Annotated in this window: 17 protein-coding genes; 12 read left to right on the plus strand and 5 right to left on the minus strand. The window is 68.6% G+C overall.

Features of this window, described 5'->3' with window-relative positions:
* The first annotated feature begins 14 nt into the window (after positions 1-14).
* The 3 genes from DFR29_RS08355 (at position 15) to DFR29_RS08365 (ending at position 2,851) form a co-directional block, all read left to right on the plus strand.
* A complete protein-coding gene (locus tag DFR29_RS08355; RefSeq protein ID WP_133818128.1) occupies positions 15-581 on the plus strand; it encodes an isochorismatase family protein in 567 nt (188 codons plus the stop codon).
* Positions 578-1,579: a GlxA family transcriptional regulator gene (locus tag DFR29_RS08360; protein ID WP_133818129.1), complete on the plus strand. Its 1,002-nt coding sequence runs from the start codon at positions 578-580 to the stop codon at positions 1,577-1,579. Before DFR29_RS08355 ends, DFR29_RS08360 begins: the two co-directional genes overlap by 4 nt.
* 156 nt (positions 1,580-1,735) lie before the next feature.
* On the plus strand, positions 1,736-2,851 hold the full coding sequence (locus DFR29_RS08365) for a GDSL-type esterase/lipase family protein (RefSeq protein WP_133818130.1): 1,116 nt from the start codon (positions 1,736-1,738) through the stop codon (positions 2,849-2,851).
* An 83-nt stretch (positions 2,852-2,934) separates the two neighbouring features.
* On the opposite strand, the gene DFR29_RS08370 is transcribed toward DFR29_RS08365, so the two are convergent.
* Complete coding sequence (locus DFR29_RS08370; protein ID WP_133818131.1) at positions 2,935-4,422, minus strand: hypothetical protein; 1,488 nt, start codon at positions 4,420-4,422, stop codon at positions 2,935-2,937.
* A 449-nt stretch (positions 4,423-4,871) separates the two neighbouring features.
* Between DFR29_RS08370 and DFR29_RS08375 the strand changes: the two genes are divergently transcribed.
* Entirely contained in the window at positions 4,872-5,576 is a 705-nt protein-coding gene (locus tag DFR29_RS08375; RefSeq protein WP_166653962.1) for a ParA family protein, read from the plus strand.
* Positions 5,577-5,747: 171 nt separating this feature from the next.
* The gene (locus DFR29_RS08380; RefSeq protein WP_133818133.1) at positions 5,748-6,128 is read left to right on the plus strand and encodes a hypothetical protein; all 381 of its coding nucleotides are present in this window, start codon (positions 5,748-5,750) and stop codon (positions 6,126-6,128) included.
* Here DFR29_RS08380 and DFR29_RS08385 read toward each other — a convergent pair.
* Together DFR29_RS08385 and DFR29_RS08390 are read right to left on the minus strand one after the other, a co-directional pair.
* Positions 6,119-7,963, minus strand: coding sequence for a malectin domain-containing carbohydrate-binding protein (locus tag DFR29_RS08385; RefSeq protein ID WP_133818134.1), 1,845 nt, complete (start codon positions 7,961-7,963; stop codon positions 6,119-6,121). The two genes, DFR29_RS08380 and DFR29_RS08385, sit on opposite strands and share 10 nt — an antisense overlap.
* A 190-nt stretch (positions 7,964-8,153) precedes the next feature.
* Positions 8,154-8,663 (minus strand): GNAT family N-acetyltransferase, encoded by a 510-nt coding sequence (locus tag DFR29_RS08390; RefSeq protein WP_133818135.1) that lies wholly within the window; start codon positions 8,661-8,663, stop codon positions 8,154-8,156.
* Between the two features lie 149 nt (positions 8,664-8,812).
* On the opposite strand from DFR29_RS08390, the gene DFR29_RS08395 reads away from it, so the two are divergent.
* Positions 8,813-10,807: a sulfatase-like hydrolase/transferase gene (locus DFR29_RS08395; protein WP_133818136.1), complete on the plus strand. Its 1,995-nt coding sequence runs from the start codon at positions 8,813-8,815 to the stop codon at positions 10,805-10,807.
* A 154-nt stretch (positions 10,808-10,961) separates the two neighbouring features.
* Here the strand turns inward: DFR29_RS08395 and DFR29_RS08400 are convergent, their stop codons facing one another.
* Positions 10,962-11,765 carry a helix-turn-helix domain-containing protein gene (locus DFR29_RS08400; RefSeq protein WP_133818137.1) on the minus strand — a complete coding sequence of 268 codons (804 nt, stop codon included), beginning with the start codon at positions 11,763-11,765 and terminating at the stop codon, positions 10,962-10,964.
* A 297-nt stretch (positions 11,766-12,062) separates the two neighbouring features.
* Here DFR29_RS08400 and DFR29_RS08405 point away from each other — a divergent pair, with 297 nt between their 5' ends.
* From DFR29_RS08405 to DFR29_RS08425, 5 genes are all read left to right on the plus strand, one after another.
* Positions 12,063-12,554 carry a hypothetical protein gene (locus DFR29_RS08405; protein WP_133818138.1) on the plus strand — a complete coding sequence of 164 codons (492 nt, stop codon included), beginning with the start codon at positions 12,063-12,065 and terminating at the stop codon, positions 12,552-12,554.
* Positions 12,555-12,691: 137 nt separating this feature from the next.
* A complete protein-coding gene (locus tag DFR29_RS08410) occupies positions 12,692-13,606 on the plus strand; it encodes a hypothetical protein (protein WP_133818139.1) in 915 nt (304 codons plus the stop codon).
* 28 nt (positions 13,607-13,634) lie between these two features.
* Complete coding sequence (locus tag DFR29_RS08415; protein ID WP_133818140.1) at positions 13,635-14,306, plus strand: RNA polymerase sigma factor; 672 nt, start codon at positions 13,635-13,637, stop codon at positions 14,304-14,306.
* 111 nt (positions 14,307-14,417) lie between these two features.
* Entirely contained in the window at positions 14,418-16,715 is a 2,298-nt protein-coding gene (locus DFR29_RS08420) for a serine/threonine-protein kinase (RefSeq protein WP_133818141.1), read from the plus strand.
* 200 nt (positions 16,716-16,915) lie between these two features.
* Positions 16,916-18,574: a tail fiber domain-containing protein gene (locus DFR29_RS08425; RefSeq protein ID WP_133818142.1), complete on the plus strand. Its 1,659-nt coding sequence runs from the start codon at positions 16,916-16,918 to the stop codon at positions 18,572-18,574.
* 232 nt (positions 18,575-18,806) lie between these two features.
* Here the strand turns inward: DFR29_RS08425 and DFR29_RS08430 are convergent, their stop codons facing one another.
* Positions 18,807-20,630 carry a hypothetical protein gene (locus tag DFR29_RS08430; protein ID WP_133818143.1) on the minus strand — a complete coding sequence of 608 codons (1,824 nt, stop codon included), beginning with the start codon at positions 20,628-20,630 and terminating at the stop codon, positions 18,807-18,809.
* Between the two features lie 198 nt (positions 20,631-20,828).
* Here DFR29_RS08430 and DFR29_RS08435 point away from each other — a divergent pair, with 198 nt between their 5' ends.
* A complete protein-coding gene (locus DFR29_RS08435) occupies positions 20,829-23,906 on the plus strand; it encodes a hypothetical protein (protein WP_133818144.1) in 3,078 nt (1,025 codons plus the stop codon).
* The last annotated feature ends 15 nt before the right edge of the window (positions 23,907-23,921 follow it).

Genomic DNA, 23,921 nt, shown 5'->3' on the forward strand with positions numbered 1-23,921 from the left:
ACCGGAGCACGCCCATGTCCCTTGCCGATACTGCCCTTATCGTCATCGACGCGCAGGAATCCTTCCGCCAGCGTCCTTACTGGAGCGACGCCGACACCGCGGCGTATTTTGACCGCCAGCAGGCCCTGATCGACGGCGCGCGCCAGGCCGGCATCGCCGTAGTGCAGATCTTCCATGTGGAGCCCGCGGGCGTCTTCGCGCTGGACTCGGGCTTCGTCAAGGCGCTGGCGCCGCTGCGCGTCGAAGCCGACGCGGTATTCCACAAGACCCGCCACAGCGCCCTGGTCGGCAGCGGCCTGGACGTATGGCTGACCGAACACGGCATCCGCCGCCTGCTGATCAGCGGCATCCGCACCGAACAATGCTGCGAAACCACGACGCGACACGCCTCCGACCTCGGCTATGCCGTCGATTTCGTCAGCGAGGCCACCCTCACCTTCGCCATGCGCGACGCCCACGGCCGCGACTGGAGCGCCGCGGAGATCAAGGCACGCAGCGAACTGGTACTCGACCAGCGCTTCGCCCGCATCGCCACGGTGGCCCAGGCACTGGCCGGCCCGGCACAACGCCAGGCCGCATGAGCACGCCGGCCACCCGCACGCTCGACGTCTGGGTGGTGATACCGCCGCGCTGCCTGCTGCTGGACATCGCCGGCCCGCTGGAAGTCTTGCGCCGGGCCAACAAGGAACAGGACCAGCTGCGCTTCGCCGTGCACTACGTCGCGGCGCGGCCGCAGCTGGACTGCTCCATCGGCCTGAGTCTTGCGGGCCTGGGAGCCCTGCCTGCCGGGCTGCCCGCCGAGGCGGCCGTGCTGATCAGCGGCAATGTGGACGATGTCGCTTTTACCACTACCCCGCAGCGTGCCGGCGACGACGCCGACGAGGCATGTATCGTCGCCTGGCTGCGCCGCTGCATCGCGCCGGGCCACCAGCTGCTGTCGATCTGTTCCGGCGCACTGCTGGCGGCGCGCGCCGGGCTGCTGGACGGACGCCATTGCACCACGCACTACGCCTGCCAGGACGAACTGCGCGCACTGGCGCCGGCCGCGCGCATTGCCGACAACCGCCTCTACGTCGAAGACGGCAACTGCTGGAGCAGCGCCGGCGTCACCGCCGGCATCGACCTGATGCTGCACTGGCTGGCCCAGCACACCTCGCCGGCCTGCGCCCTCGCGGTGGCGCGGCACCTGGTCGTGTATCTTCGCCGCAGCGGCACCGATCCGCAGCTGTCGCCCTGGCTGGAAGGCCGCAACCATATCCACCCGGCCGTACATCGCGTGCAGGACGCCATCGCCGCCGCGCCCGAGCACGGCTGGAACCTGGCCGCGCTGGCGCAGCTGGCACATACCAGCCCGCGCCATCTGTCGCGCCTGTTCAACGAATACGCCGGCATGAGCCTGCCGGACTACATCAACCGCCTGCGCGTGGCGCTGGCGCAGGAGCTGCTGCGGCATACTCGCCTGGACATGGAGCGCGTGGCGGAACGCAGCGGCTTCGGCTCTGCACGCCAGCTGCGCCGGGCCTGGGCCCGCAGCCATTCGCTGACCCCGCAGGAGCTGCGCAATGCCGCCGGCAGCTAGTGTCCTGTCTCGTAAATACGTTAAAGAAATTCCGGATGAATTTCGCCGGGAGACCAGGCGCGATGAGGAGGCGTAGCAGCGCTACGGCAACGAATCGCAACGACGTATCGCGGCGGTTTTCAACAGCGAAGCTGGTCAAGACACCGGAATTAGTTAATGGTATTGGCGAGACAGGACACTAGTTCTGCACGAACCCGCTGGCTCGCCGCGATTGCCGCCGCGCTGCTGGTCGTCGCCCTGGTGCAGCTCTACCGCAGCGTGACCAGCGACGGCCGCGCCGATGCGCCCGCCGACGGCCGCCTCGCCCTGGCGGTGCTCGGCGATTCGGACAGCCATTCCTACCAGGACACCGTCGCCATCGCCGACGACGGCGAATCCCGCGGCGGCGCCCAGCGTGCGCAGACCCTGCAATGGACCGAAGTACTGGCCCGGCTGCGCGGCAGCGAAATCGATCCGGGCCGCTGGGACCGCTGGGGCAGCAACGGCGCCATCGCGCGCCTGCGCACGCTGTTCGGTGCCGTGCAGCGGCGTCCGCTCAAGCTCGACTACCGCTACAACTTCGCCGTGTCCGGCGCGGTCTGCGACGACCTGCTGCGCAGCGGCGAGCGGCAGACCGGCAACCTGCTGCAGCTGATGGCGCTGGACCCGCTGCGCTGGCGCCACGGCGTGGTGGTGATCCGCATCGGCATCAACGATGTCGGCGACGAGGAAAGCCTGGACGCCGTCGCCCGCGGCGAGCACCGCGAAGTCGATGCCGACGTGGACGCCTGCATCGCGGAAATCCAGGCCAGCGTGCAGCAGATCCTTGCCGCACACGCGCAGACGCGCATCGTGCTGGTCGGCATTTTCGACAATGTGCACTGGCCGCCGCTGGCGCAGCGCTGGCCGCAGGCGCTGCCACAGCAGCGCATCGCCACGGCGATGCAGCGCTACGACGACTCACTGAAGGCGCTGGCCGCGGCCGATGCGCGCCTGGTGTTCTTCGACGACACCCGCTGGTTTGCCGCGCATTGGGGCGGGCGCAAGGCCGACGGCAGCGCGGACTACCATGCCGCCGTGCTGGCCGATGGCCGCCGCATCCAGGCACGGGTCGGCGACGATGTCGCCAGTGCCGTCGTGGCCGACGGCCATTCCGGCCTGGCCTGGAACGCGCTCTGGGCGCAGGCGCTGGTCGACACCTTGCGCGAACAGGCGCAGCTGTCGCTCACGCCGATCGGCGATGCGGAGCTGGCCGCCTTCGTTACGAAAATATCCACTTCACCACAGAAGTAAAACGCCGCGGCATGCCAGGCATGCCGCGGCGGGGTCAGGCAACTGCGCTCATCGCCGTCCCTGAGCGGCGCAGCACAACGACCTCAACCCGGATCGAACTGGCAGCAATAACCCTGGTCGAACGCGTCGAACTCAGGCGTCTGTGCTTCCTTGATGCTGGGCATCGACTTCACCGGCGGGGTGAACTCGACCCGCGGCAGCTGCGCCGGCGACCAGGTGTGATCCCACTCGCGCACGCATTGGGTCTTCTTGTTCGGGTCGGTCTGCACGAAGTAGAAATCCTGCCCGTCGCCAACCCCGTCCCAGTCGCTGAAGGTGCTGCCCGACATGACGAAGCGCGTGCCCTTGTTGTCGATGGCGAGCAGGGTTTCGCGCCGCGTGCTCTGCGTGCTGTAGCGGAACTGCGCGCCCAGCGGACCGAGGTTGCCATCCTGCGCGGTCAGCGCAAAACCGTCGCCCTGCACGGTCGCACCGGCGATGGTGCCGGTGGCGACGATGGACGGTGCCAGGCCGGTCGTCAGCAGCGGCGATTCCACCACATCGAACGCGGTGGCGCCGTCGGTTGTATCGCGCCACTGCGACTGCACCAGCGGTGCGCAGCCGCCGGCGCTGAAGCGCGTGAGATAGACCAGCGGCGCGGCGGTGTTCGCCCGCGAGGCGCCGACCAGCACGCTTTCGCCGGCGAAATTGTTCGCTGCCAGCGCGGTGATGCCGTAGTAGTCGTCGCTGCTGCTGTCGGTCGCGCCCATCGCCACATTGCACAGCGGCGCGCCGTTGGAGCGCGTGCGGAACAGCAGCGCGCGGCGGTCGTTGACCCAGTTGGTACTCCACGCCGCCGAGCCGGCGACAACGATATCCGCCAGGTTGGACGAGCTGGAGCGATTCTCCGTCACCGCGCGGAAACGGATGCCCTGCGGATTGGCCGGCTGGCTATAGGCGAAATTGAACACCAGCCCGCCCAGCGACGTGATGCGCGCGATGCGGCCGTGGATCGCGCCGGCCGGCGCGGGCATGTTCTCGTCGCCGACCACGATCAGCTCGGTCTGCGCCACCGGACCGATGACCGGGCCGGTCGATTCGACGATGTCGAAGCCGACCGCACGGCTGCCCGTGCCCTGGTTGGCCAGCAGCCGCGTCCACAGCACCTTGCCGTCGCAATTGACATGCAGCACGTAGAGGAAGGTATCGGCGACCGTGGATGTGGGCTGCACCGCACCGGTGAGCACGAAGCCCGCACCGCTGCGCAGTTCCGCCACCGCATTGGCCGTGCTGTTCTTGCTGCCGGCGATGTTGTACGCGCGCTGCCAGATCGCCACGCCGTTGTCGTCCACGCGCGTGGCCAGCACTTCGATGACGCCATTGCTGCCGTTCACCCGCGTGCCGACCAGGATGCTGCCCTTGTTCGGGCAATAGCGCACCGACTTCACATCTTCGCTGCCGTCGCGCGCCGGCCTTTCGCCGTAATAGGTTTCGAAGTTCTGCGCCTGCGCCAGCGGCGCCACCGCCAGCAACGGCAAGCCAAGCAGGCACAGCCGCGACACGCGGCCAGCCGTGGTATTCAGGGATCTCATTGGTTGCTCTCCGTCATTGCGAACGTGAATGACACGGCGGGCCCCGCGCCGTGCGACCGGAGCAGCCCGCGCCCCTGACGCGTCTGCCTCCCCCCAATTCCCCAACGCGAAACGGCGCCCATGGCGAACGCTTCTTTTCGCACAAATTGCCAAAGTTACTTAGCTTCAATACGCATCTTTTGTTCAATACAGGACAAGTGCAAGACGTGCCGCACAATGCGGCGGCGCAGCAGACGGTTTTTCAAGCACTTGGCCGGGTTGTGCCAGGCCCGCCGGCGCCGCACGGCGCCCGGCAGCGGCAAAATATGCGCACGGCCCGGCCCGGCGGACTACACTGTGCCCGCGCAAAGGCCCGGCGCCGCCACGATGGCACGCCGGTGCCGCCGGCAGTGGCCGGCGCAACAGTCGCCACCATCGCAGGAAGCGGTGCGGCGGCAGGGGGAGCAAGGGTGTTTCGTATCCTCGTCGCCAACAGCAAGGGCGGCTGCGGCAAGACCACCATCACCAGCACGCTGGCGGGCTATTTCGCCCGCGCCGGCCGCCAGACCACCCTGGTCGATTGCGATCCGCAGGGCTCGTCCCTGGCCTGGTCGCAGCTGCGTCCCGCCCATCGGCCGCCGATCCGTGCGCTGGCCAGCAACGACCCTGCCCATGGCCTCAGCCCCGGCTGGGTCTTGCGCCTGCCGGCCGATACCCAGGTGCTGCTCATCGATACGCCGGCCGGCTTGCGCGCCCACGAGTTCGTGCCCTTCGCGCGCCATGCCGACGTATTGCTGGTACCGCTGGTGCCCTCGCCACTGGACCTGCGCGCCACGCTGGGCTTTCTCGACATCGTGCGGCGCCTGCCCGAAGTGCGCCAGGGCAGCCTGCGGGTCGCCCTGATCGCCAACCGCCTGCGCGAGCGCGCCGTCGCCACGCGCGAACTCGATGCCACGCTGGGCCGGCTGACCCAGGCCGCGCTGATCCGTGTGCGCGATTCGCAGACCTATGTACGCCTGGCCGGCAGCGGCCTCAGCCTGTTCGAAGACGACAGTGCCGCCGCGCGCAGCCACCGCGACGACTGGAACCCACTGCTGAGCTGGCTGGAGCAGCGCGCCGCCGAATGCGCCACCAGCGGCAAGGTCGCCTTTCTGCCGGCCGTGCGGCGCCGCTGAAACGCTGCGCATTGGCAGACCCCGCATCCGCTCGGTCCGTCACCGTTCCGGTGCGCAGAAACCGGCACGGCGCGGCGTTGGCAATCGACTAACACCTGCCACGACAGGCTGCGTATACAACACCGCGTTGCAACCGCGCGGCGTTCTTGCATGCGCCATACCCTTTCTTGAGTGAGTGCGCTCGCGCTGGCCTTGACCGCGAACCAGGCCCAGGCGGTCCCTGTCAGCCCCAACGGCAGCGGCCAGGTGCTGCTGTTTCCGTATTACACCGTGCAATCGCGCCAGAGCACCCTGCTCACGCTGAGCAACAGCAGCGAGCACGCCAAGATCAGGCAGGTGAATTTCCGCGGAGGCTACACCGGCCGCCACGTACTCGGCTTCGATCTGGTGCCGGGCACCAGGGACAGCTGGAGCGGGACCGTCTTCTCCCGGCCTGACGCCGACGCCGCAGCGCTAGCGACCAGCGACAGCAGCGGCACCCTGCCCGCATTCGCCGCCGGCTCGACCGGCCCGGCGCTGCAGATACGTTCTACGTTTGCCGTTCAGGGTTGAAACCCGTCTTTCATGATGACGTCCGAGGCGCCCAGGGAAATGATCTCGAACGCATCCAGGCGTGCCTCGCCCGCGGCACCGGCGCTTTTCGCCACGGCGATGTTCAATGTTCCATCGGAAACATTGGTCACAAATCCCATGCGCAGCGCCTGGCGCAGCCCGGCCCAGCGGTACAGGTCGAAGCCAGCCAGCACCGGCGCGCCTTCGATGGCCACGTCGATGCCGCGCGCCACGGCGGTGAACCAGCGCCATTCGGAAAAATGCAGCGCGACCAGGTAGCGCCCGTTCGGCACCGTCCGCGCATAGCTGAAACTGTTGCCGCGGCGCGTGGCGCGGTACAGCGTGTCGTCCTGCGTGCCCAGCAGGGTCGTCACGCCGCTGCCCAGGCTCTCCACGGCGCCGCCGCTGAAACCGCTGTCGGCCGCGTAGCTCACGCCTTCACTGCTGGTGAAGGCGGCGCCGCCGGCATTCACGGCACTGAGCACCGGGCGCGGCACGCCAGCCGCCAGCACCAGCACGCTGCTGACCGTGCTGGCCTGCAGGCTGCCGTCGCTGGCCGTGGCCTGGATGCGATACAGGCCGGGCTGGCCGGGCGTGATCCAGGCCAGCGCCGGGCTGGCCGCATCCACGTCCAGCGCCGTCACGGCCGGGCTTTCCAGCACCTGGAACGTCACCGTCGGCACGGCCTGCGGCTGTTCGTCGTCATCGACCAGGGCACGCAGGCGCAGCGGCTGGCCGACGCGGGCCACCGGCTCCAGCCACAGGGCGATGCGTGGCGCGCGGTTGGCCGGCGCCGGATGCACCACCCGCACACTGCGCGAAAACGTGCTGTTGCCACCGAGGTTGGCCACATAGCTGGTGCCCATGGCCTGTACGCGCAAAATCGTCGCTGTATTCGCCGGCACCGCCAGCGCCGGCGTGGTGAAGCTGCTGGTGCCGCTGGCCTGGCCGGCCAGCGCGCCGAAACCGTAGGCCACGCCGCTGGCCTGGGCGTCGGCGCTGACCGTGCCGGCGACATTGATACTCGCCGCATTGGTATACAAGGTGGCGCGCGTCGTCGGCGCGCTGAGGCTCAGCGCCGGCGCAGTCGCCACCATGGGCAGCCGCCAGCGCTGTGCCAGCATCCACGGCACCAGGCGCGCAATGGCGTAGGACTGGCTCCAGATGCCATGGTCGCCGCTGACGTATTCGGTATAGATCGGATCGCCGCCGCCGGCTCGCAAGGTGGCGACGCTGGTGCGCGAATTGTCCACCGGCACCGTGCCGTCGTTGGCGGCGTGGAAGAACCAGCTCGGCGTATTCCACAGACGGTCGCGGTCGATCGTCGAGCTGATCACGCCGGCCGGACAGACCGGAATCGCCGCAGCCGCCACCGCGTCGTAGCGCTGCAGGAAGCCGATGGTGCCGCCGCCGCCCATGGACAGGCCGCTCACGTACACACGCGCCGGATCGAAGCCGAACTCGCGCTGCACGTCGTCGAGAATATCCGCCAGCCCGGCGGTGGGATTGTCGTTGCCCCACCATTCCGGCGTCTGCGGCGCCACCATCACTACCGGCGTGCCCGCGGTCGCTGCAGCTTCCGCCAGCTGGAACGCGCCGTTGGCGCGATTGCCCAGCTGCGCCGTGTTGTTGCTGCCGGTCTCGCCGGCACCGTGCAGGAACAGCAGCACGGGACAGCGCCGGCTGGCACAGGCGGCCGGTACATGGATGCGATAAGGCAGCGGCAGCGCGTTGCCGCCGTCGACCGAGCCGGTGCGATAGACGAAATCGCTGGCCGTCAAACCCCAAAGCGGCGTGCTGGTCAGGGCCAGCGCCGCAAATACCATTCTGCGCATGATTGCATTCCCCGTCCGCCGGTCGTCCATGCTAGCGGCCGGTTCGCGCGCTATCGTGACGGCCATCGCGAATCGGATCTGCGCCGTCGATGTCCCCGGCGGACATTCCTGCCCCTGCGCCGCCGAGCGGCCTCGTACACATGGCAGCCAAAGCGCGGCACAGGAATTCCGCACAAGTACACTGCTCAGGTCAGCCTTGCGACAGCTGCCATTCTTCCCGCGACAGCCCCATCACCAGGCATTCGTCCGCGCCAAACTGCTGCACGCCCTGGGCTTCGAAGCCCAGGCGCTGGTAGAACAGCTGGGCGCGCGTATTGGCGAGCAGCGGGTCGATGATCACCGCCATCACCTCGGCCGCGGCGAAACAGCGCTGCAACGCCTGCTGCATCATCTGCGTGCCCCAGCCCTGGCCCAGGCAATCGGCCTCGCCTATCCACAGGTCGATCGCCCGCAGCTGCGGGCCGCAGTCGCCCCAGTAGTGCGAATCTTCCTGCTCCGGATCGATGATCTGCACAAAACCTATCGGCCGGCCGTCCAGTTCCGCGATCAGCTGCTCGCGCCAGTCGGGCCGCCGCGCCAGTTCCACCGGCCAGCCCCAGTCGTCGTGCGGGTCGGCACCCCAGACGTGCGGCTGTTCGTCCCAGTGCTGCAGCAGGGCGAGGTCGTCCAGGGTGGCCGTGCGCAAGACAAGACTGGGCATGAATGTGCTCCGCAGCAGATAGGTTTTTGCGCTGCTCCGCGCTTAGGTAACTTGCACCCAGCCGAAGCGTGAGCGAGCTGAATACACGCCGCGCACATTTTGCACAAGTAGTCGCACAGGCGAAATCCACTTCACGCGGAGGACAACCCATGCAAAAGCCGACGAGCCATCCGAACATCCTGCTGATCCTGGTCGACCAGCTGCGCTTTCCGCGTTTCAGCTACGGCCCCGACGGCGGCTTCGCGCCGGGCCTGAAGGACGTCATCGGCTTCCAGGGCGACGCCGGCGGCATCAACCCCTGGCGCAAGTTCTTCCCCGGCTTCCAGGCCTTGCGCCAGAACGCCGTGGTGCTGCGCCAGCATACGATCGCCTCGTCGGCCTGCATTCCCAGCCGCGCCGCGATCATGACCGGCCAATACGGCACGCGCACCGGCGTCACCCAGACCGACGGCCTGTTCAAGAACGGCGACGCCGCCGCGTTTCCCTGGCTGGCCGCCGACGGCATCCCCACCCTGGGCCACTGGTTCCGCGCCGCCGGCTATCGCACGCACTACTTCGGCAAATGGCATGTGAGCAACCCGCCGGACCACAGCCTGCAAAGCTACGGCTTCGACGACTGGGAACTGTCCTGGCCCGAGCCGCACGGCTCCAGCATCAACAACCTCGGCGTATACCGCGACGTCGGCTACGCCGACCTGGTCTGCGGCTTCCTGCGCGGCCAGGGCCTGGGCCTGGACTACAACCGCAAGCTCGCGCAGCAAGACCAGAGCAAGCCGCTGGGCGAACCGCCGGCGACCACGCAGAAGCCCTGGCTAGCCGTCGCCTCGTTCACCAATCCGCACGACATAGCGACGTATCCGGCGCTGCCCCGCGGCGTGGATCCGGACGGACCGAAGTTCGGCCCCCTGGCCGTACCCGCCGCTGGTGCGCGCAGCAATCCGCCGACTGCCGGCAGCCTGCGCGTGGATCTGAATCCGCTCGGGTTTCCGCAGGAAAACGCCCAGATTGCGCCCAGCACGGCGGAAACCCTGCACAACAAGCCGTCCTGCCAGTACGACTACGCCTACAAGATGGGCCTGGCCCTGGCCAGCAAGACCGGCCTGAGCGCGCAGGAACAGGCCGGCCTGGATGCGGTCACCGCGACGCTGATGTCGGGCATTCCGTTCCAGCTCACGCGCGACCCCGACCAGGCCGCGCAGCGCTTCCTGCAGTACTACGCCTGGCTGCAGCACCTGGTCGACGGGCATATCCACCGCGTGCTGACGGCGCTGGAAGAATCCGGCCAGCGCGAAAACACCGTCGTCATGTTCCTGGCCGACCACGGCGAGTACGGCGCCGCGCACAATTACATGATTGAAAAATGGCATACCGCCTACCAGGAAGCCCTGCACGTGCCGGTGGTGATCCAGGCACCGCATATCCATAGCGGCGCCGAGCCGCGCCAGATCGACGCGCTGACCAGCCATGTCGACATCGTGCCGACCCTGCTCGGCCTGGCCGGCCTGGGCCCGCAGATCGACAGCCTGGCCGCCGAACTGCGCCAGACCCGGCCAGTGCCGCCGTTTGCCGGCGCCAACCTGGCGCCGCTGATCCACAACCTCAGCGACACCGTGCACGAAGCCGACGGCGCGCCGCGCCTGGGCGTGCTGTTCGCCACCGACGACACCATCACCGAACCGCTGAGCGACAAGACCGACCCGCACCAGCTGCACTCCGAGCACGAGTTCGCCGTGTTCCTGCAGGCAGTGGAAGCCGTGCGCAGCGGCGACAGCCGCGTACCGCACAACGGCCCGGTGCCCGGCCTTCGCCCCGGCCCGGTACGCCAGCCCAACCACGTGCGCTGCGTACGCTCGGGCGGCTGGAAACTGTCGCGCTATTTCGACCCCAGCGGCGAACATGCCGACGAATGGGAAATGTATAACCTCGACAGCGACGGCAACGAACTGACCAACCTGCTGCGCTTCGACGGCGCGTTCCCGACCCCGATCGACGACCTGCCGCAGGGCTATACGGCCGAACAGATCCGTGTGCGCGCCGAGGAACTGCACCAGCTGCTGCGCAAGCTGGAGGCAGAGAAACTGTCCTGGCCGCAGCCGCCGCAGACCGAACAGATGGACAGCCGGCAGACGGCCGGCGTGGCGTAGGCCTACGGACACGGCGCCGAAACGGCGGCGCTGCACGGTGCCGCCGTCGCAAGCTCGTGCGGCGCCATTCGCTGCACTCATCGGCGCCCTGCCGGGGTACGGCATCGCCGTGCGAATGCGGCGGATGCTTCCCGCGCAAGCTTCCCCCACACCGCTACGCGGCGCGGAACCAGGCCTCCGTCGCCGCATCCGCCGGCACCAGGAATTCCACGCGCAGGTGCTCTACCCGCGTATCCAGCGGTGCATGCAGGCTGGCGATCACGACGAACAGCGCAATACGCACGTCGTCGAAACGGTATCTGAGCAAAACCACCGGCGCGGCCTGCGCGCCGGGGTCACTCTGCAGCAGCTGCTTCACTTCCTCGTTGGCGGCCAGGCTGGCCACCCGTTCGTCGAATTCCGGCCGGCGCAGCTGGGCGTGTTCGGCCATGTAGCGGCGCAGCAGGCAGGCCGCTGCCTCGCTCCAGTTTTCCAGGCGTTCGCGGCCGGGGCCGCGGCGCAGCATCAGGTCGAAAAGATTTTCCTGCGGCACGTCGTCAATGGGCTGGCCACGCACCGCCGACCACAGTTTCGCCGCACCGCGATTGCCTTTTTCGATCCACACGCCATCGCGCAGCAACAAGGCCGGATAGGGTTCGTGGCTATGCAGGAAGGCCGCCATCGCGCGTTCGACCAGGCCGACTTCCTCGGCACCGCTGGCACTGCCTTCGAACATCGGCGCAAAACCCGCCGCCAGCAGCAACTGGTTCTGCCGCGTCACCGACAGGCCCAGCGCCGCGCTCAAGGCCAGCACCACGCCACGGCCGGGCCGGGCGCGGCCGCTTTCGAGGAAACTCAGATGCCGCTGCGAAACACCGGCAGCCAGCGCGGTCTGCAGTTGCGAACGGCCCAGGCTGCGGCGATTCGCGCGCAACTGGTCGGCAAAGGAATCGGCAGCGGGCAGCAGTACGGCATTCATGCAGTCGTCCGATTGCGAGGGCAGCCGCCATGCTAGTACGCGCCGTTGCTGCCCCCGGCCGGGCCAGGGCGTACTGCGCAGACTCGCAACACGCCGTTTTTTCCCGCGCCGAAGCCGCCGCGCGCCGCCATGTGCTTCCTACCCATTTTCGCAAACTGCGTTTATCCATTTCTTGCGCGCTCGCCGCGGCACAGCCAGCAACCGCGCGGCTGATTACTTCGCGGGTAATTGTCGGTCTGCGCTGCGGCGGCTGAGCTAGGCCCCGCGGCCACCCTGCGCCGCCAACGGAGACCTCGCATGAACAGCATCCTGAACAGCCTTGCCCTCGCCGCCCTCGTCTTCGCCGGCAGCGCCGCCGCCAGCGGCGCCGACGCCAACCACCACCCGCGCTGCCGCACCATCCACGGCGTGATCAACGACACCCAGGTCACCACCGGCTGCACCAGCCCCAGCGGCTTCTGCGCCGAAGGCACGGTCGACGGCAACCGCGGCTTCCACGGCACCACGTATTTCGTCATGGACGGCGCGGTACGCGGGCCGGCCACGGCGCCGAATACCCTGGCCACCTCGGGCCTGCTCACCTATACCTTGAGCAACGGCAGCCTGGTCGTGCGCGAAAGCGGCCTGTCCGGCCTCAAAGTCGGCGACGACGGCTATTTCACCGCGTTCCAGCAGGTGCAGTCGGGCAGCGGCCGCTATGCCGGCGCGACAGGCTATTTCTACGTCCTCGGCCAAGCCTTCCCCGACCATTTCGAGGCCGAGATCCAGGGCGAAATCTGCACGCCGTAAATCGATTGCCGCGGCGGCGGGTACAGCCGCCGCCGCCGGCTGGAAATCTTTTCGACCGGTTTGCCGGCAACGCTGTCATCGTTGCCGCGCTGGCCGTATAGGCCATGGGCAAGTCCCCATCGCCTACGGAGCTTTCCATGCCTGTCACCCGTCTCTTCCCGCTGTCTGCGCTGGCCGCGCTGCTGTTGGCCGCCCTGCCTGTCTGCGCCGGCACAACCGACTATCGCGACAGCCAGCGCGCACGCCTGGCGCAGGCGAACGACCGCGACAGCCTGGTCGCGGCCGTGCTGCTGGCCTTGCCGGCCGATATCGATGCCCCGATCGGCGCAGAAGTCGACGCGCCCCTGCAGCGCCTGCGCCAGGCCCATCCCGACGATACGCTCGCGCTGTACCTGGCCGCCGCCGTCTGCCAGATGCAGCCCGCCTGCAGCGATACCGCAGCCGCGCAGCGCCTGGTCGAGCGCGCACCGGAGAACGCGCTGCATTGGGTGTTGCTGCCGCACAAGGCCGCGCCGGACGCGCAGCGCCTGCACCAGGCCGCGCAGGCCAGCCAGGCGCAGCCGCATCTGGGCGAGCTGGTGCAGATCCTGCGGCGAGCCCTGGGCGAGGACGCCGCGACGGCGAGTGCGCGCGCCGCCGCGCTCGATGCGATCCCCGTGCCGCGCCTGAGCCCGCTGCTCGACGCCTGCAAAGGTGCGCAGACGGCACAGCGCGACGACTGCATCGCCATCGGCCGCCTGCTGTTGCGCGACGAGCAAGGCGCCATCCTCAGCCGCATGATCGGCAGCGTGCTGCTGCGCCGGCTGCTGCCGGGTACGCCGGAAGCGGACCAGGCCAAGGAATTCCGCCGCCAGTACGTCTGGCTCAGCGAACACGTGGCAGAGAAAGACCCGGCGGTGCGCGTCACCCTGCAACGCGACATCGTCGCCCTCGGCGAGTGGGAAGCCTGGCAGCGCGCGGCCGAGCGCGCCGGCGCGGCACGCACGCCGCCGCAGGGCTGGACACCGGCCAACCCGCAAACCCTGCTGCTGTCCGAAGAGCGCAGCAAATAGCCCGGCGCCGCTCTACCATCGCCACGCCATGGCCGCCTTTCCCACCACCCGCTGGAGCCTGATCCGTGCCAGCCAGCAGCCGCCGCGCGATGCCGCGGCGGCCTGGTCGGCGCTGGTGCAGGATTACCGCCCGGCCATCGTCGCCTACTTCCGCCGCGGCACCCTGGCGCGCGAGGCGGAAGACCTGGCGCAGGAATTCCTGCTCGCCTCGATGCAGGACGGCTGGTGGGCCAGGGCCGACAGCGAGTTCGGCAGCTTCCGCCGTTTCCTGCTGGCCCTGCTCAAACGCTTCCTGGCCAATCGCAGCAGCGCGGCGCAGCACCGCCTGGAACAGACCGGCGACATCGACGACCTGCGCATCTCGGCCGATTCGCCCGAAGCCGAATTCGACCTGCAGTTCGCCCTGTGCCTCACCCGCAGCGCATTCGATGCCCTGCAGCAGCGCTATGCGGCAGAAGGCAAAACCGAACTTTTCCAGAATCTTCAAGCCTGGCTGGGCGAACCGCCGGCTCACGGCGAACTGGCTGCACTGGCCGCCCGCTTGGCCGTGGCGCCGAATACGCTGGCCGTGCAGCTCAAGCGCCTGCGCCAGCGCTTCCGCCAGGCCATCGAAGCGGCCCTGGCAGAACTGTGCGAGGACCGCACGCAGCGCGACGCCGACCTGACCGCGCTGCGCCAAGCCCTCGCAGGGCGCCGATGAGCGCGGCGAATTGCGCCGCCGACCGTTGCGACGGAGGCACGCCGTACGCCGCGCGCTGCCATTCGCTTTCGCCCATGCCACCCTGTGCAAGGCCGTCGCACGAGCCCGCGCATGACTGAACCCACACCACCCGCCGCGCTGCTGCAACTGGCGCGCACGGCACTGCTGCACAGCGGCGGCGCCGCCGAATCGGCGCTGGAAGCGCTGGACCTGGACGATCCGGCACAACGCCTGTTCGGCGACTACGAACTGCTGCAATGCATAGGCCGCGGCGGCATGGGCGTGGTGTTCCGCGCACGCCAGCTCAGCCTGCAGCGCGAGGTGGCGCTGAAGGTGATGGCCGGCCTCGGCGACGATGCCGCGGCGATTGCGCGCTTCCACGCCGAAGCCCGCGCCGCGGCGCGGCTGCATCATCCGCATATCGTGCCGGTCTACGAAGTCGGCATGATCGGCGAGGAGCATTTCTTTTCCATGCCGCTGCTGCGCGGCGCCACGCTGGCGACGCGCCTGGCCGGCAGCCGGCTGGACGAAGCCGCGGCGATAACCCTGCTGCTCACCCTGTGCGGCGCGGTGGACTACGCCCACAGCCTGGGCCTGCTGCACCTGGACCTGAAGCCCGACAACATCCTGCTCGACGACAACGGGCGCCCGCTGGTCGGCGACTTCGGCCTGGCCCTGGCCTTCGATCCGCAGCGGCCGGCAGCAGCAGCCGAACTGTCCGGCACGCCGGCCTACATGGCGCCAGAACAGATCGACCGCGATCTGGCCCCACTCAGCCCGCGCAGCGACATTTATGCACTAGGTTGCATATTGTACGAATGCCTTGCCGGCGCACCGCCGCACGGACGCGGCGGCGCGCCGACGCTGCTGCAGCGCCGCCAGCAACCGTTGCCGGCCACGCCGCCACGCCTGCGCCCCCGGCTGAGCCGCGACCTCGACGCCATCTGCCGTCGCTGCCTGCAGCGCGATCCACAGCAGCGCTATGCCAGCGCCGCGGAACTGGCCGCCGACCTGGCGCGGGCACGCGACGGCAATGCCGTCGCCGCCCGGCCGCGGCAGTGGCCGGAAAAGCTCTGGCACAGCCTGCGCCGGCATCCGGCCCTGAGCCTGGCCACGGCGGCCGCCCTGGCAGCGCTGGTCGCCGGCGGCACGCTCAGCGCCTGGCAGTGGCGCCGCGCCGAGGCCGCCCTGGTCCAGGCCGAGGCCGAGCGCGCCCGCAGCGAGGCCGCCGCCGCACGCCAGCAGCAGCTGGCGGCGATGCTGGCGGCGAGCTTTCCCAGCGGCATCGGCAGCGACGAGGAACGCCAGCGCCGCGCGCAGCAGGTTGTCGCCTGGTTGAATCGTCAGGTTCACAGCGGGCACGAACAGGCCGACGCGGCCGCGCAAGGCGAACTGTTGCGCCAGTTCGCCCAGCAATTGCGCAGCGCCGGCAAGGGCGATGGCGTCGACAGCCTGGTCGACGAGATCGTGCAGCAGCTGGGCACCCGTTATCTTTCTTCCTTTGTCGACAAACTCGCCCGTAGCGACCGGCGCGAAACGCTGATCGCCGCGGTGCTGCTGGGCAGCAGCCAGCCGGACAGTGCCGTGCTGCAGGCCGCCACGGCGGCCGCGCGGCAGCGCCTGGCGCAGCGCTTCGGCGACGATGCCGAAGCCCTCTACGCGCTCGCCCTGGCTTGCCACGTGCAGTCGCAGCCCTGTGCCCAAGGCGAGTATTTCCAGCGCCTGACCGCCATCGACGGCGCCAATGCGGTCAGCTGGATCGTGGTGCCGCAAGGACTGGCCGAAACGGATGACCAGATGGCCGAACGCCTGGCCCGCGCCGCCGCCGCGACGCAGTTCGACGACCATTCCTGGCGCCACGCCGGACTGATGCGCGCGGAGCTGGCCGACCTGCAGCCGCCCGACTCGCTGCGCCTGCCCCTGCGCGGCATGCTCGACGACGCGGAAATCCCGCGCCTGCTGCGACGCAGTGTGGTGCAGACCGTGCCGCTGCCGCGCTTCGTCGGTTTCGTGCGCCTGTGCCGGCCCGACAGCCTGCTGCTGCAACAACGGGCCAGCCTGCGCGGCGATTGCGAGCGCTTTGCGCACTTGCTGCTGACCGCACCGAAAGCGTCGATGCTGACGCGCATGATCGGCAGCGCCATGACACGGCGCCTGTTCAAGGGCCGCGCCGAAGCCGCGGCCGCGCTGCAGATGCGCCGCCAGTACGTGTGGCTGTCGGAGCATTTCGACCGCCAGCGCATCGACGCGGAATTCCTGCAGGACGACATGGCCGCCTACGGCGAGTGGAACGCCTGGCTGCGCGCCGCCGACCGCCTCGGTATCGCGCGCGAACCGCCGGCCGACTGGCAGCCGCAACAGCCACAGTCCCTGCTGCTGAGCGAAGAACGCAACGCGCCCGCGCGCTGAAGGCGGCGGCGAGCCCAGCGAATGACGCCGCAACGCCGGGCGGCGACAGCCGAGCCCGCGGCCCTGCGCCCCGGGGATTTCCACCCGAGTGATCGGCCGCTGCGCAAACCTGCGCTAAATAGGTACGCAGGCTGTCGGTACCGCAGACAGCTGCCTTCGCGGCCACTGGGGCCGTCACTCAACTCCTGGGGGAGCAGATCATGACTACGCACGCATCTTCGCGCCGCGCGCTCGCGGTGGCATTGGCACTGGCTTTGGGTCTGGCTGCGTCTGCCGGCATCGCCGCCACGCCCAGCCTGGGCGGCAACGGCGTCGCCTTCGCACCGGCGATTGCCGCTCCGGCGTATTTCCTGCGCGTGACCGGGCCGGCCGGCTTCCTGTTCGAACATCAGTTCGGCCCCGGCCAGCCGGTCGGCCTGGACACCCCGCGCGGCGGCTGGACCGAAGGCGCCTATACCTACGAAATCACCCCGCTGGCGGCCGCACCGCGCCAGCGCAACGAGGAAACCACGCAGACGGCGGCATCCACGCCCAGCGAATCGGGCAGCTTCCGCGTGCAGGGCGGCCTGATCTACCTGGGCGACCACCTGGTCACACGCAACGACAGCGGCCACAGCGCGCCGCCCGTACCGAACGACCAGGTCATTGCCGACGACCTCATCGTGCAGGGCAGTACCTGCATCGGCCTGGATTGCGTCAACAACGAAAGCTTCGGCTTCGACACGCTGCGGCTGAAGGAAAACAACACCCGCATCAAGTTCGAAGACACGTCGGCCGCCGGTTTCCCCACCACCGACTGGCAGCTCACCGCCAACGACAGCGCGTCCGGCGGACAGGACCGCTTCTCCATCGAAGACGTCACCGGCGCGACCATTCCGTTCACCGTCACCGGTGGCGCACCGAACAATGCCGTATTCATTTCCAGCACCGGCCGCATCGGCTTCCGCACGGCGACGCCGGTACTCGACCTGCACGTCAATACCAGCAATACACCCGCCATCCGGCTGGAACAGAACAACGCCGGCGGCTTCACCGCGCAGACCTGGGACGTGGCCGGCAACGAGGCCAACTTCTTCGTGCGCGACGTGACCAGCGGCAGCCGCCTGCCGTTGCGCATACGCCCGGGCGCGCCAACCAGTTCCCTCGACATCAGCGCCGCCGGCCTGGTCGGCCTGGGCACCGCTTCGCCCTCGGTACGCCTGCACGTCAACGGCAGCGACGGCACCACCACCCAGGTACTGGTACGCGAGACCAGCGCCACGACCGCCCCACGCGACCTGTTGCGTCTGGAAAACGGCGGACCTACGCGCATGCGCATGAAGAACACGGTCACCAACAACGAGTGGAGCCTCAATGCCCACGATGCGGATTTCCGCATCACGCCGGCCGGCGCCGCCTCGGTGGCCATGACCATCTTCCCCAATGGCAACGTCACCATCGCCGGCACGCTGACGCAGAACTCCGATCGCAACAGCAAGGAAAACTTCCGCCCGCTCGATCACAAGGCCTTGTTGCAGAAGATCGCCGCTCTCGACATCAGCGAGTGGAATTTCAAGTCCGAGAACAAGGACGTGCGCCATATCGGCCCCATGGCACAAGACTTCCATGCGCGCTTTGGCCTGGGCGAGCGCGAAGACCGCATCGCACCGCTGGATACGTCCGGCGTGGCATTGGCCGCGATCCAGGGCCTGCAGCAGGAACTGGGCGAACGCGACCAGCGCATCGCTGCACTCGAAGCGCGCCTGCAGAAACTGGACCGCCTGACCGAACAGCTCGCCCGCGACAGCGCCGAGCGCACGGCAGCAATGCCGGCCGCAGCCACGGCCTGCACGCCGGACATCGTCGCCACCGGGCTATGAACCGCCTCGCCGTCCGTCGCGCGGCACTGGCTTTGCGTAGGGTGCAATGAGCTACGCGAATGACACCGCGCGGCATCAGGTTCAGCGTCCAACGCACAACTGATGGCGCAATTCGCTGCGCTCATCGCGCCCTACACCCGCAGGAATCGCGCTGCGTAGGGTGCGATGAGCAACGCGAATGGCACCGCGAGGTGCCGCGGCCAGCCGCTGTCGTGCCATCCGCGCGCGGTGCTCAGAACACGACAATATCGGTATCGCTGAAATTCGTCGTGGTCACGCGCAGGTCGACCGCCACGGTTTCGCCGGCTGCACAATCGGTGCAGGCGTAGACGCGGGAAATGGCATCGCCGCCGAGCAGCTGCAAGCGCTTGCCCGCGCCGAACTCGACCTGGGCCGGCTGCACGAAGAAGGCCATCGTCGAGATGGCCAGCCGCTCGCCCGCATCGAGCTGTACGGTGAAGCTACGCGTCTGCAGCGGATTGTCCTGCGGCAGGTGGATCGGATAGACCGGCCTGTCGGGAATCACAAACGCATCGCCGCCGAGCACGCGCCTGACCGCAAACAGCTGCAGCGGCCCTACCCGCTGCTGCGCCATCAGGCCAGCCTCGCGCGCGAGCGCCTTGGCCAGGCCCAGCCAATGCTGGCGCTGCGGCTCGGCGCCGCCAACCTGCGCATCGCTGCGGCCACAGGCCAGGCGCATTTCCATCGCATAGTCGTACAGCAGATGCCGCGCATAGGCGCCGTGCACGCTGGGCGCACCTTGTGAACAAAGAAACCTTCCACTGTCGCCCATGGCATACGCCGGCAACAGCAGCAGGCGCATGGGCTCGGTGCCGGGGTGGCTCACGTCGTACAGCGCCTGGAAATTGAATGGCCAGTTGCCGCTGGCGAGATAGCGGTTTGCCACCAACGCGGCGGCGAGATTGAACGCCACGGCCAGCACAAACAGCGCAGCACGCCCCAGCACAGCGACGCGCACGCCACCCGCAGCCGCCAGCCCCAGCGCAACACCGCCCAGTGCGATCGCGCGCACGGCCGTAGTCATGTAGTAAGTGCTGACCGATCGGATCAGCGCCGTCGTCAGCGTCACCGCGGCTATGGCCGCGAGCACCTGCAGCAGCCGCACCCGTGTCGCCGGTTCGCGCCACAGGCGCACAGCACCGCCCAGCGCTGCCGCGATGGCCAGCGCAAGCCCGCTCATCACGGCCAGGCCGAGCCAATGCGGCGCACGCAGCAAGGTGTCCAGCCAGTAGCCCGCACCGCCGAGCACTGACTGATACAGCAGCGCCGGTGCCGTGGCCAGGCTGCCGGTGCTCTGCGCATCGGCCAGGTAGGCGCCCCCGGCGCGCAGGTCGGCGAAGTCGTTTTGCCAGCTCCATAGCAGGTAGGGCAGCAGCGGCAGCAGCGCGACAGCCACCGCCGCCAGCAGCGGCAGCAGGCGCAGCTGCCGCCGCCACGCCGCCGCGCCGACGGCCGCCAGCACGATCCAGACCAGCCCTGCGCTGCTCGGATGCGCATGCAGCGCCAGCACCAGGCCCAGCCCCAGCCCGGCCAGATAGCGCCAGCGGGGCCGCTGCGTATAGCGCAGGGCGCACAGCACGACCGCCAGCACCAGCGGCGCGGTCAGCACATAGTGCTGCGGCAGCATCGCTTCGAACGCACTCCAGGCCGGCAGGCCGAGCAGCACGGCCCAGAGCAGGCCGGCGCGGCGGCTGTGCATGGCCTTGCCGGCCAGATAGGCGAGCGGATATTGCAGCGCCGACAACAGCCCCAGCAGCAGCACCGTGCCCAGCCAGCTGCGCGCCATGCCCAGCAGCGCTGCCAGCAGCCAGTACCAGGCCGGCCCCAGATGAATCGTCGCCGCCAGCACCGGCCCGGCCAGCGGCACTTCCTGGCCCTGCAGGAAACGCCAGGCAACGAACATGTCCCGGGCGAAATCCAGATGCGTGGCCGCATACGGCGCGCGCAGCAGCGCCAGCAGCATCAGCGCGGCGAGCAGGGCCCAGCGCAGGCCGCGGCGCGATGCGTCGTTGTCCCATTTTCCCGTTATCTGCATATGCGCCGTCGTTCCCCGCCTGCTGACCTGATCAGTCCCCGCGCCGGACTGCACCGCACCCCGGGCGCGAACTCTACGGAAAAAATCTCCCGCCGCGTGATCCCTGCACCGCTTCCGGCGCGTATGCCTGGACGCATGCAACAAGCGACAACCCAATTTCCCGTCATTTCACTGCCTTCCACCCCTGAGGAAAACGCCATGAAACGCTTCATCACCGCCAGCTCCCTGCTGTTGCTCAGCGCCGCCTGCGGCGCCCAGTCGCTGGACAATCGCGACCTGGTCATTATGGGTTCCGACGCCGTCGTACCGTTCGGCGGCTCCACCGTGCTGTCCGCCGAAAGCCTGGCCGACGCCAGCGGCGCCGCCATCGACGGCAGCTGGCACCTGGACGGCGATCCGGCCAAGGTCGGTTGCCTGCGCGCCGTCGGCAGCAGCCGCTGCAGCAGCAATGTGCGCGGCACGCGTGCCGAATTCCTGCCGCCCGCAGCCGGCAGCAAGCTGATGTCTTCCCGCGTGGAATTCGTGCCGGTCAACGGCGCCAAGACCGCTACCGACATCAAGGCCGGCCCGCCCGCCGGCCTGCCCATCAACGGCTGGGCCGACGGCGACACCCTGCCCTTCGTCGACCAGTTCACCACCTTCATGAAGGCGCGCTGCGCCGGTGCCGGCACCATCGGCGTGTCCAAGTACGGCAAGGTCGTGCTGGCCCTGGGCATCGGCATGAAAGACGGCCGCAATGCCGAAACCATCTACAACCCGGCCTGCGGCAGCGACGCGGCCGATCCGTTCAAGCCCGCTGCCGGCGAGATGCAATACAACACGCCCTTCATGTTCGGCAGCGTGGCCAAGGCGACCTCGTTCGCCACCGTGCGCTGGGCACTCAAGCGCGAACTCGGCCGCAACGATATCGACGTACGCCTGATCAACCAGTCGGCCAACCGCCTGGTCAGCGCCACCCGCGTCAGCACCGGCGCCCTGCGCATCGACGTGTGGAATATCGACGCTGCCGGCACCTTCACCCGCCTGGGCAGCCATATGCCTGAGACGGTGAAGGACTATTCCCTGGTACGCATGGGCGATACCCGCTTCGTCGTGATCACCCGCGACGCCGACAACAAGCTCGGCATGTACGGCTACGCCATCGACACCGCCGGCAACCCCATCGTCACCGACACCATAGCCGGCGTGACCGAAGTGAAACAGGTGCAGGTGACCGCCGTGATCAACCAGCGCGTCGTCATCGGCATGCGCCGCAGCGACGACAGCCTGCAGGTGCGCAGCTTCAAGTTCGAGACCAACGGCAGCCTGACCCAGCTCGACAGCGAAACCGGCGGCACCGCGCGCGACCTGCGCCTGGCCGCCCTGCCCGGCACCTCGCGCGTCGTCGGCGCGGTGCGCCTGGGCAGTACCGATACCATCAAGTTCATCGTCTGGGACGTGGACGCCGCCGGCCAGCTCAGCCGCATCCACGAGACCGACCTGGACAACCTGTACTTGGATACGAATCGATTCGACCTTGCCGCCCTGAGCAGCAGCCGCATCGTATTCGGTGCCCAGCACGGCACCCAGCCGGTCAACCTCAGCGTGCTGTCGGTCGGTACGGGCGGCGCGATCGCCAGCGTCGGCGGCACCTTCCATGCGGGCGCCAGCGATTTCCGCATCGACACGCTCGACGCCACCCATTTCGCCGTCGCCAGCAAGGACGCCAACGACAACGGCAGCGTGCAGCAGTTCGCCATCGGCACCCAGGGCTTTCCCTACAAGGTCGGCGCCAGCGTCGCCGGCGGCAAGTTTGTTTCGATGGACGTGGCCAACGCGTCCGGCGCGGGCTGGGGCGCGGGCTTCGTCACCGCGGCGCGCGATGCGAACGATGTCTTGCGCCTGACCTCCTGGGACGTGACCGCCAGCAGCATTGCCAAACTGAAGCTCGGCACCGGCGCCAACCCGGTCAAGGACTACGCCTGGAACGACGCCGACGTGGAAGCCCTCAACCTGGTCGGCTTCGATTTCCCCAACGCGCTGCTGCCGGCACGCCTGCACGACATCGTCGCCGGCTACAAGCAGCCGCCGCTGCATTTCGATGCCAACGATTCGCGCACCGACAACTCCTGCGTCGCGACCCAGGCGCCGGGCTATCCGTTTGCCGATGCACGCTTCAAGACCATCGCCCTGCGCGACTTCTTCTCCCACCACAGCGGCCTGAACGAAGGCACCGTGTCGGCCGAGTCGCTGTACCGCAACAACATCGACGAACTGCGCGGCCTGAACAACGCGCTGGACTGGAACGCCGAGCAGAACCGCCTGATCGACCAGTGGGGCGCACAAAATGTGCAGAATGCGCGCCAGGCCATGGGCCTCAGCGCCACGGTGAACACCAGCTCGCCGGACGGTTTCGTCGTGCCGCGCCTGGACCTGATCGACCTGCTGGTCGGCTCTGCCTCGATGTGCCTGCCCAATCCGCAAGGCACCTTCGCCTACTCCAACACCGATCCGCAGTGGCTGCGCGCCATCGCCGAACACGTGACCGGCCAGGCCTATACCGCCCCCGTCGGCAACCCGGCTGCCGTCGAAGGCACGCTGCTGAACGATTTCACGAAGTCGGAGCTGGGCTTCGGTTCCAACGGCTTCGATGCCATCTCGGCGCGCCCCGCGGCGATGGACGCCCAGGGCAACGATCCCTGGAAAGGTGCCCGCCCGCGCGCCTGGCAGAACGCCACCCAGAGCAACTACAACCAGTACTGGGACGTGAAGCGCCCGTCGTGCAAATGGCAGAACGGAAAATGTGTATTCAATGACCCGAACGTCGGCCCGACCCTGAACTGGAACGGCGACAAGTCCCTGGTCGACCTGCCCATGAACAGCTCTGCCGAAGGCGCCGCCACCGGCGGCCTGCAGGTGCAGATCCTGCCGCAGCTGAAATTCATGTCGAAATACTGGTCCGGCGGTTACGACAGCGGCACCGTCGGCCCGGGCGTAGACCCGAGCATCGGCGAAGCGCGCAACGGCGTGTGGACGACGAGCAAGTCGCACGACGGCAGCCAGGGCGGCGCCTACGCCTTCGCCATCCAGTACGGCGGCAACGCGAGTTGCCCGGGTTCCGAAGGCGTCGATGTGATCGTTGCGGTGAACCAGAACAACGACAAGCTCTGCCCCAACGGCGGCAGCTGCGGCGGCAGCGACCCCTATGCCTACAACCAGCTGAAGGCGCTGATGGACCAGGCCGTCTGCGCCATCGACTGGACCCAAGTGACGCCGGTGCCGTGGTTGAACGACTGATCGCTCGCTGCTGAC

Source organism: Tahibacter aquaticus (genome assembly GCF_004363655.1).
In the GTDB taxonomy this organism is placed as follows: Bacteria; Pseudomonadota; Gammaproteobacteria; order Xanthomonadales; family Rhodanobacteraceae; genus Tahibacter; species Tahibacter aquaticus.

Bases quoted from the DNA above. Each gene is read 5' to 3' on its own strand.
- DFR29_RS08385 (WP_133818134.1), bottom strand. From the start codon at position 7,963: ATGCGCAGAATGGTATTTGCGGCGCTGGCCCTGACCAGCACGCCGCTT.
- DFR29_RS08355 (WP_133818128.1), top strand. From the start codon at position 15: ATGTCCCTTGCCGATACTGCCCTTATCGTCATCGACGCGCAGGAATCC.
- DFR29_RS08370 (WP_133818131.1), bottom strand. From the start codon at position 4,422: ATGAGATCCCTGAATACCACGGCTGGCCGCGTGTCGCGGCTGTGCCTG.
- DFR29_RS08415 (WP_133818140.1), top strand. From the start codon at position 13,635: ATGGCCGCCTTTCCCACCACCCGCTGGAGCCTGATCCGTGCCAGCCAG.
- DFR29_RS08400 (WP_133818137.1), bottom strand. From the start codon at position 11,765: ATGAATGCCGTACTGCTGCCCGCTGCCGATTCCTTTGCCGACCAGTTG.
- DFR29_RS08390 (WP_133818135.1), bottom strand. From the start codon at position 8,663: ATGCCCAGTCTTGTCTTGCGCACGGCCACCCTGGACGACCTCGCCCTG.
- DFR29_RS08420 (WP_133818141.1), top strand. From the start codon at position 14,418: ATGACTGAACCCACACCACCCGCCGCGCTGCTGCAACTGGCGCGCACG.
- DFR29_RS08435 (WP_133818144.1), top strand. From the start codon at position 20,829: ATGAAACGCTTCATCACCGCCAGCTCCCTGCTGTTGCTCAGCGCCGCC.
- DFR29_RS08395 (WP_133818136.1), top strand. From the start codon at position 8,813: ATGCAAAAGCCGACGAGCCATCCGAACATCCTGCTGATCCTGGTCGAC.
- DFR29_RS08425 (WP_133818142.1), top strand. From the start codon at position 16,916: ATGACTACGCACGCATCTTCGCGCCGCGCGCTCGCGGTGGCATTGGCA.
- DFR29_RS08365 (WP_133818130.1), top strand. From the start codon at position 1,736: ATGGTATTGGCGAGACAGGACACTAGTTCTGCACGAACCCGCTGGCTC.
- DFR29_RS08405 (WP_133818138.1), top strand. From the start codon at position 12,063: ATGAACAGCATCCTGAACAGCCTTGCCCTCGCCGCCCTCGTCTTCGCC.
- DFR29_RS08410 (WP_133818139.1), top strand. From the start codon at position 12,692: ATGCCTGTCACCCGTCTCTTCCCGCTGTCTGCGCTGGCCGCGCTGCTG.
- DFR29_RS08360 (WP_133818129.1), top strand. From the start codon at position 578: ATGAGCACGCCGGCCACCCGCACGCTCGACGTCTGGGTGGTGATACCG.
- DFR29_RS08430 (WP_133818143.1), bottom strand. From the start codon at position 20,630: ATGCAGATAACGGGAAAATGGGACAACGACGCATCGCGCCGCGGCCTG.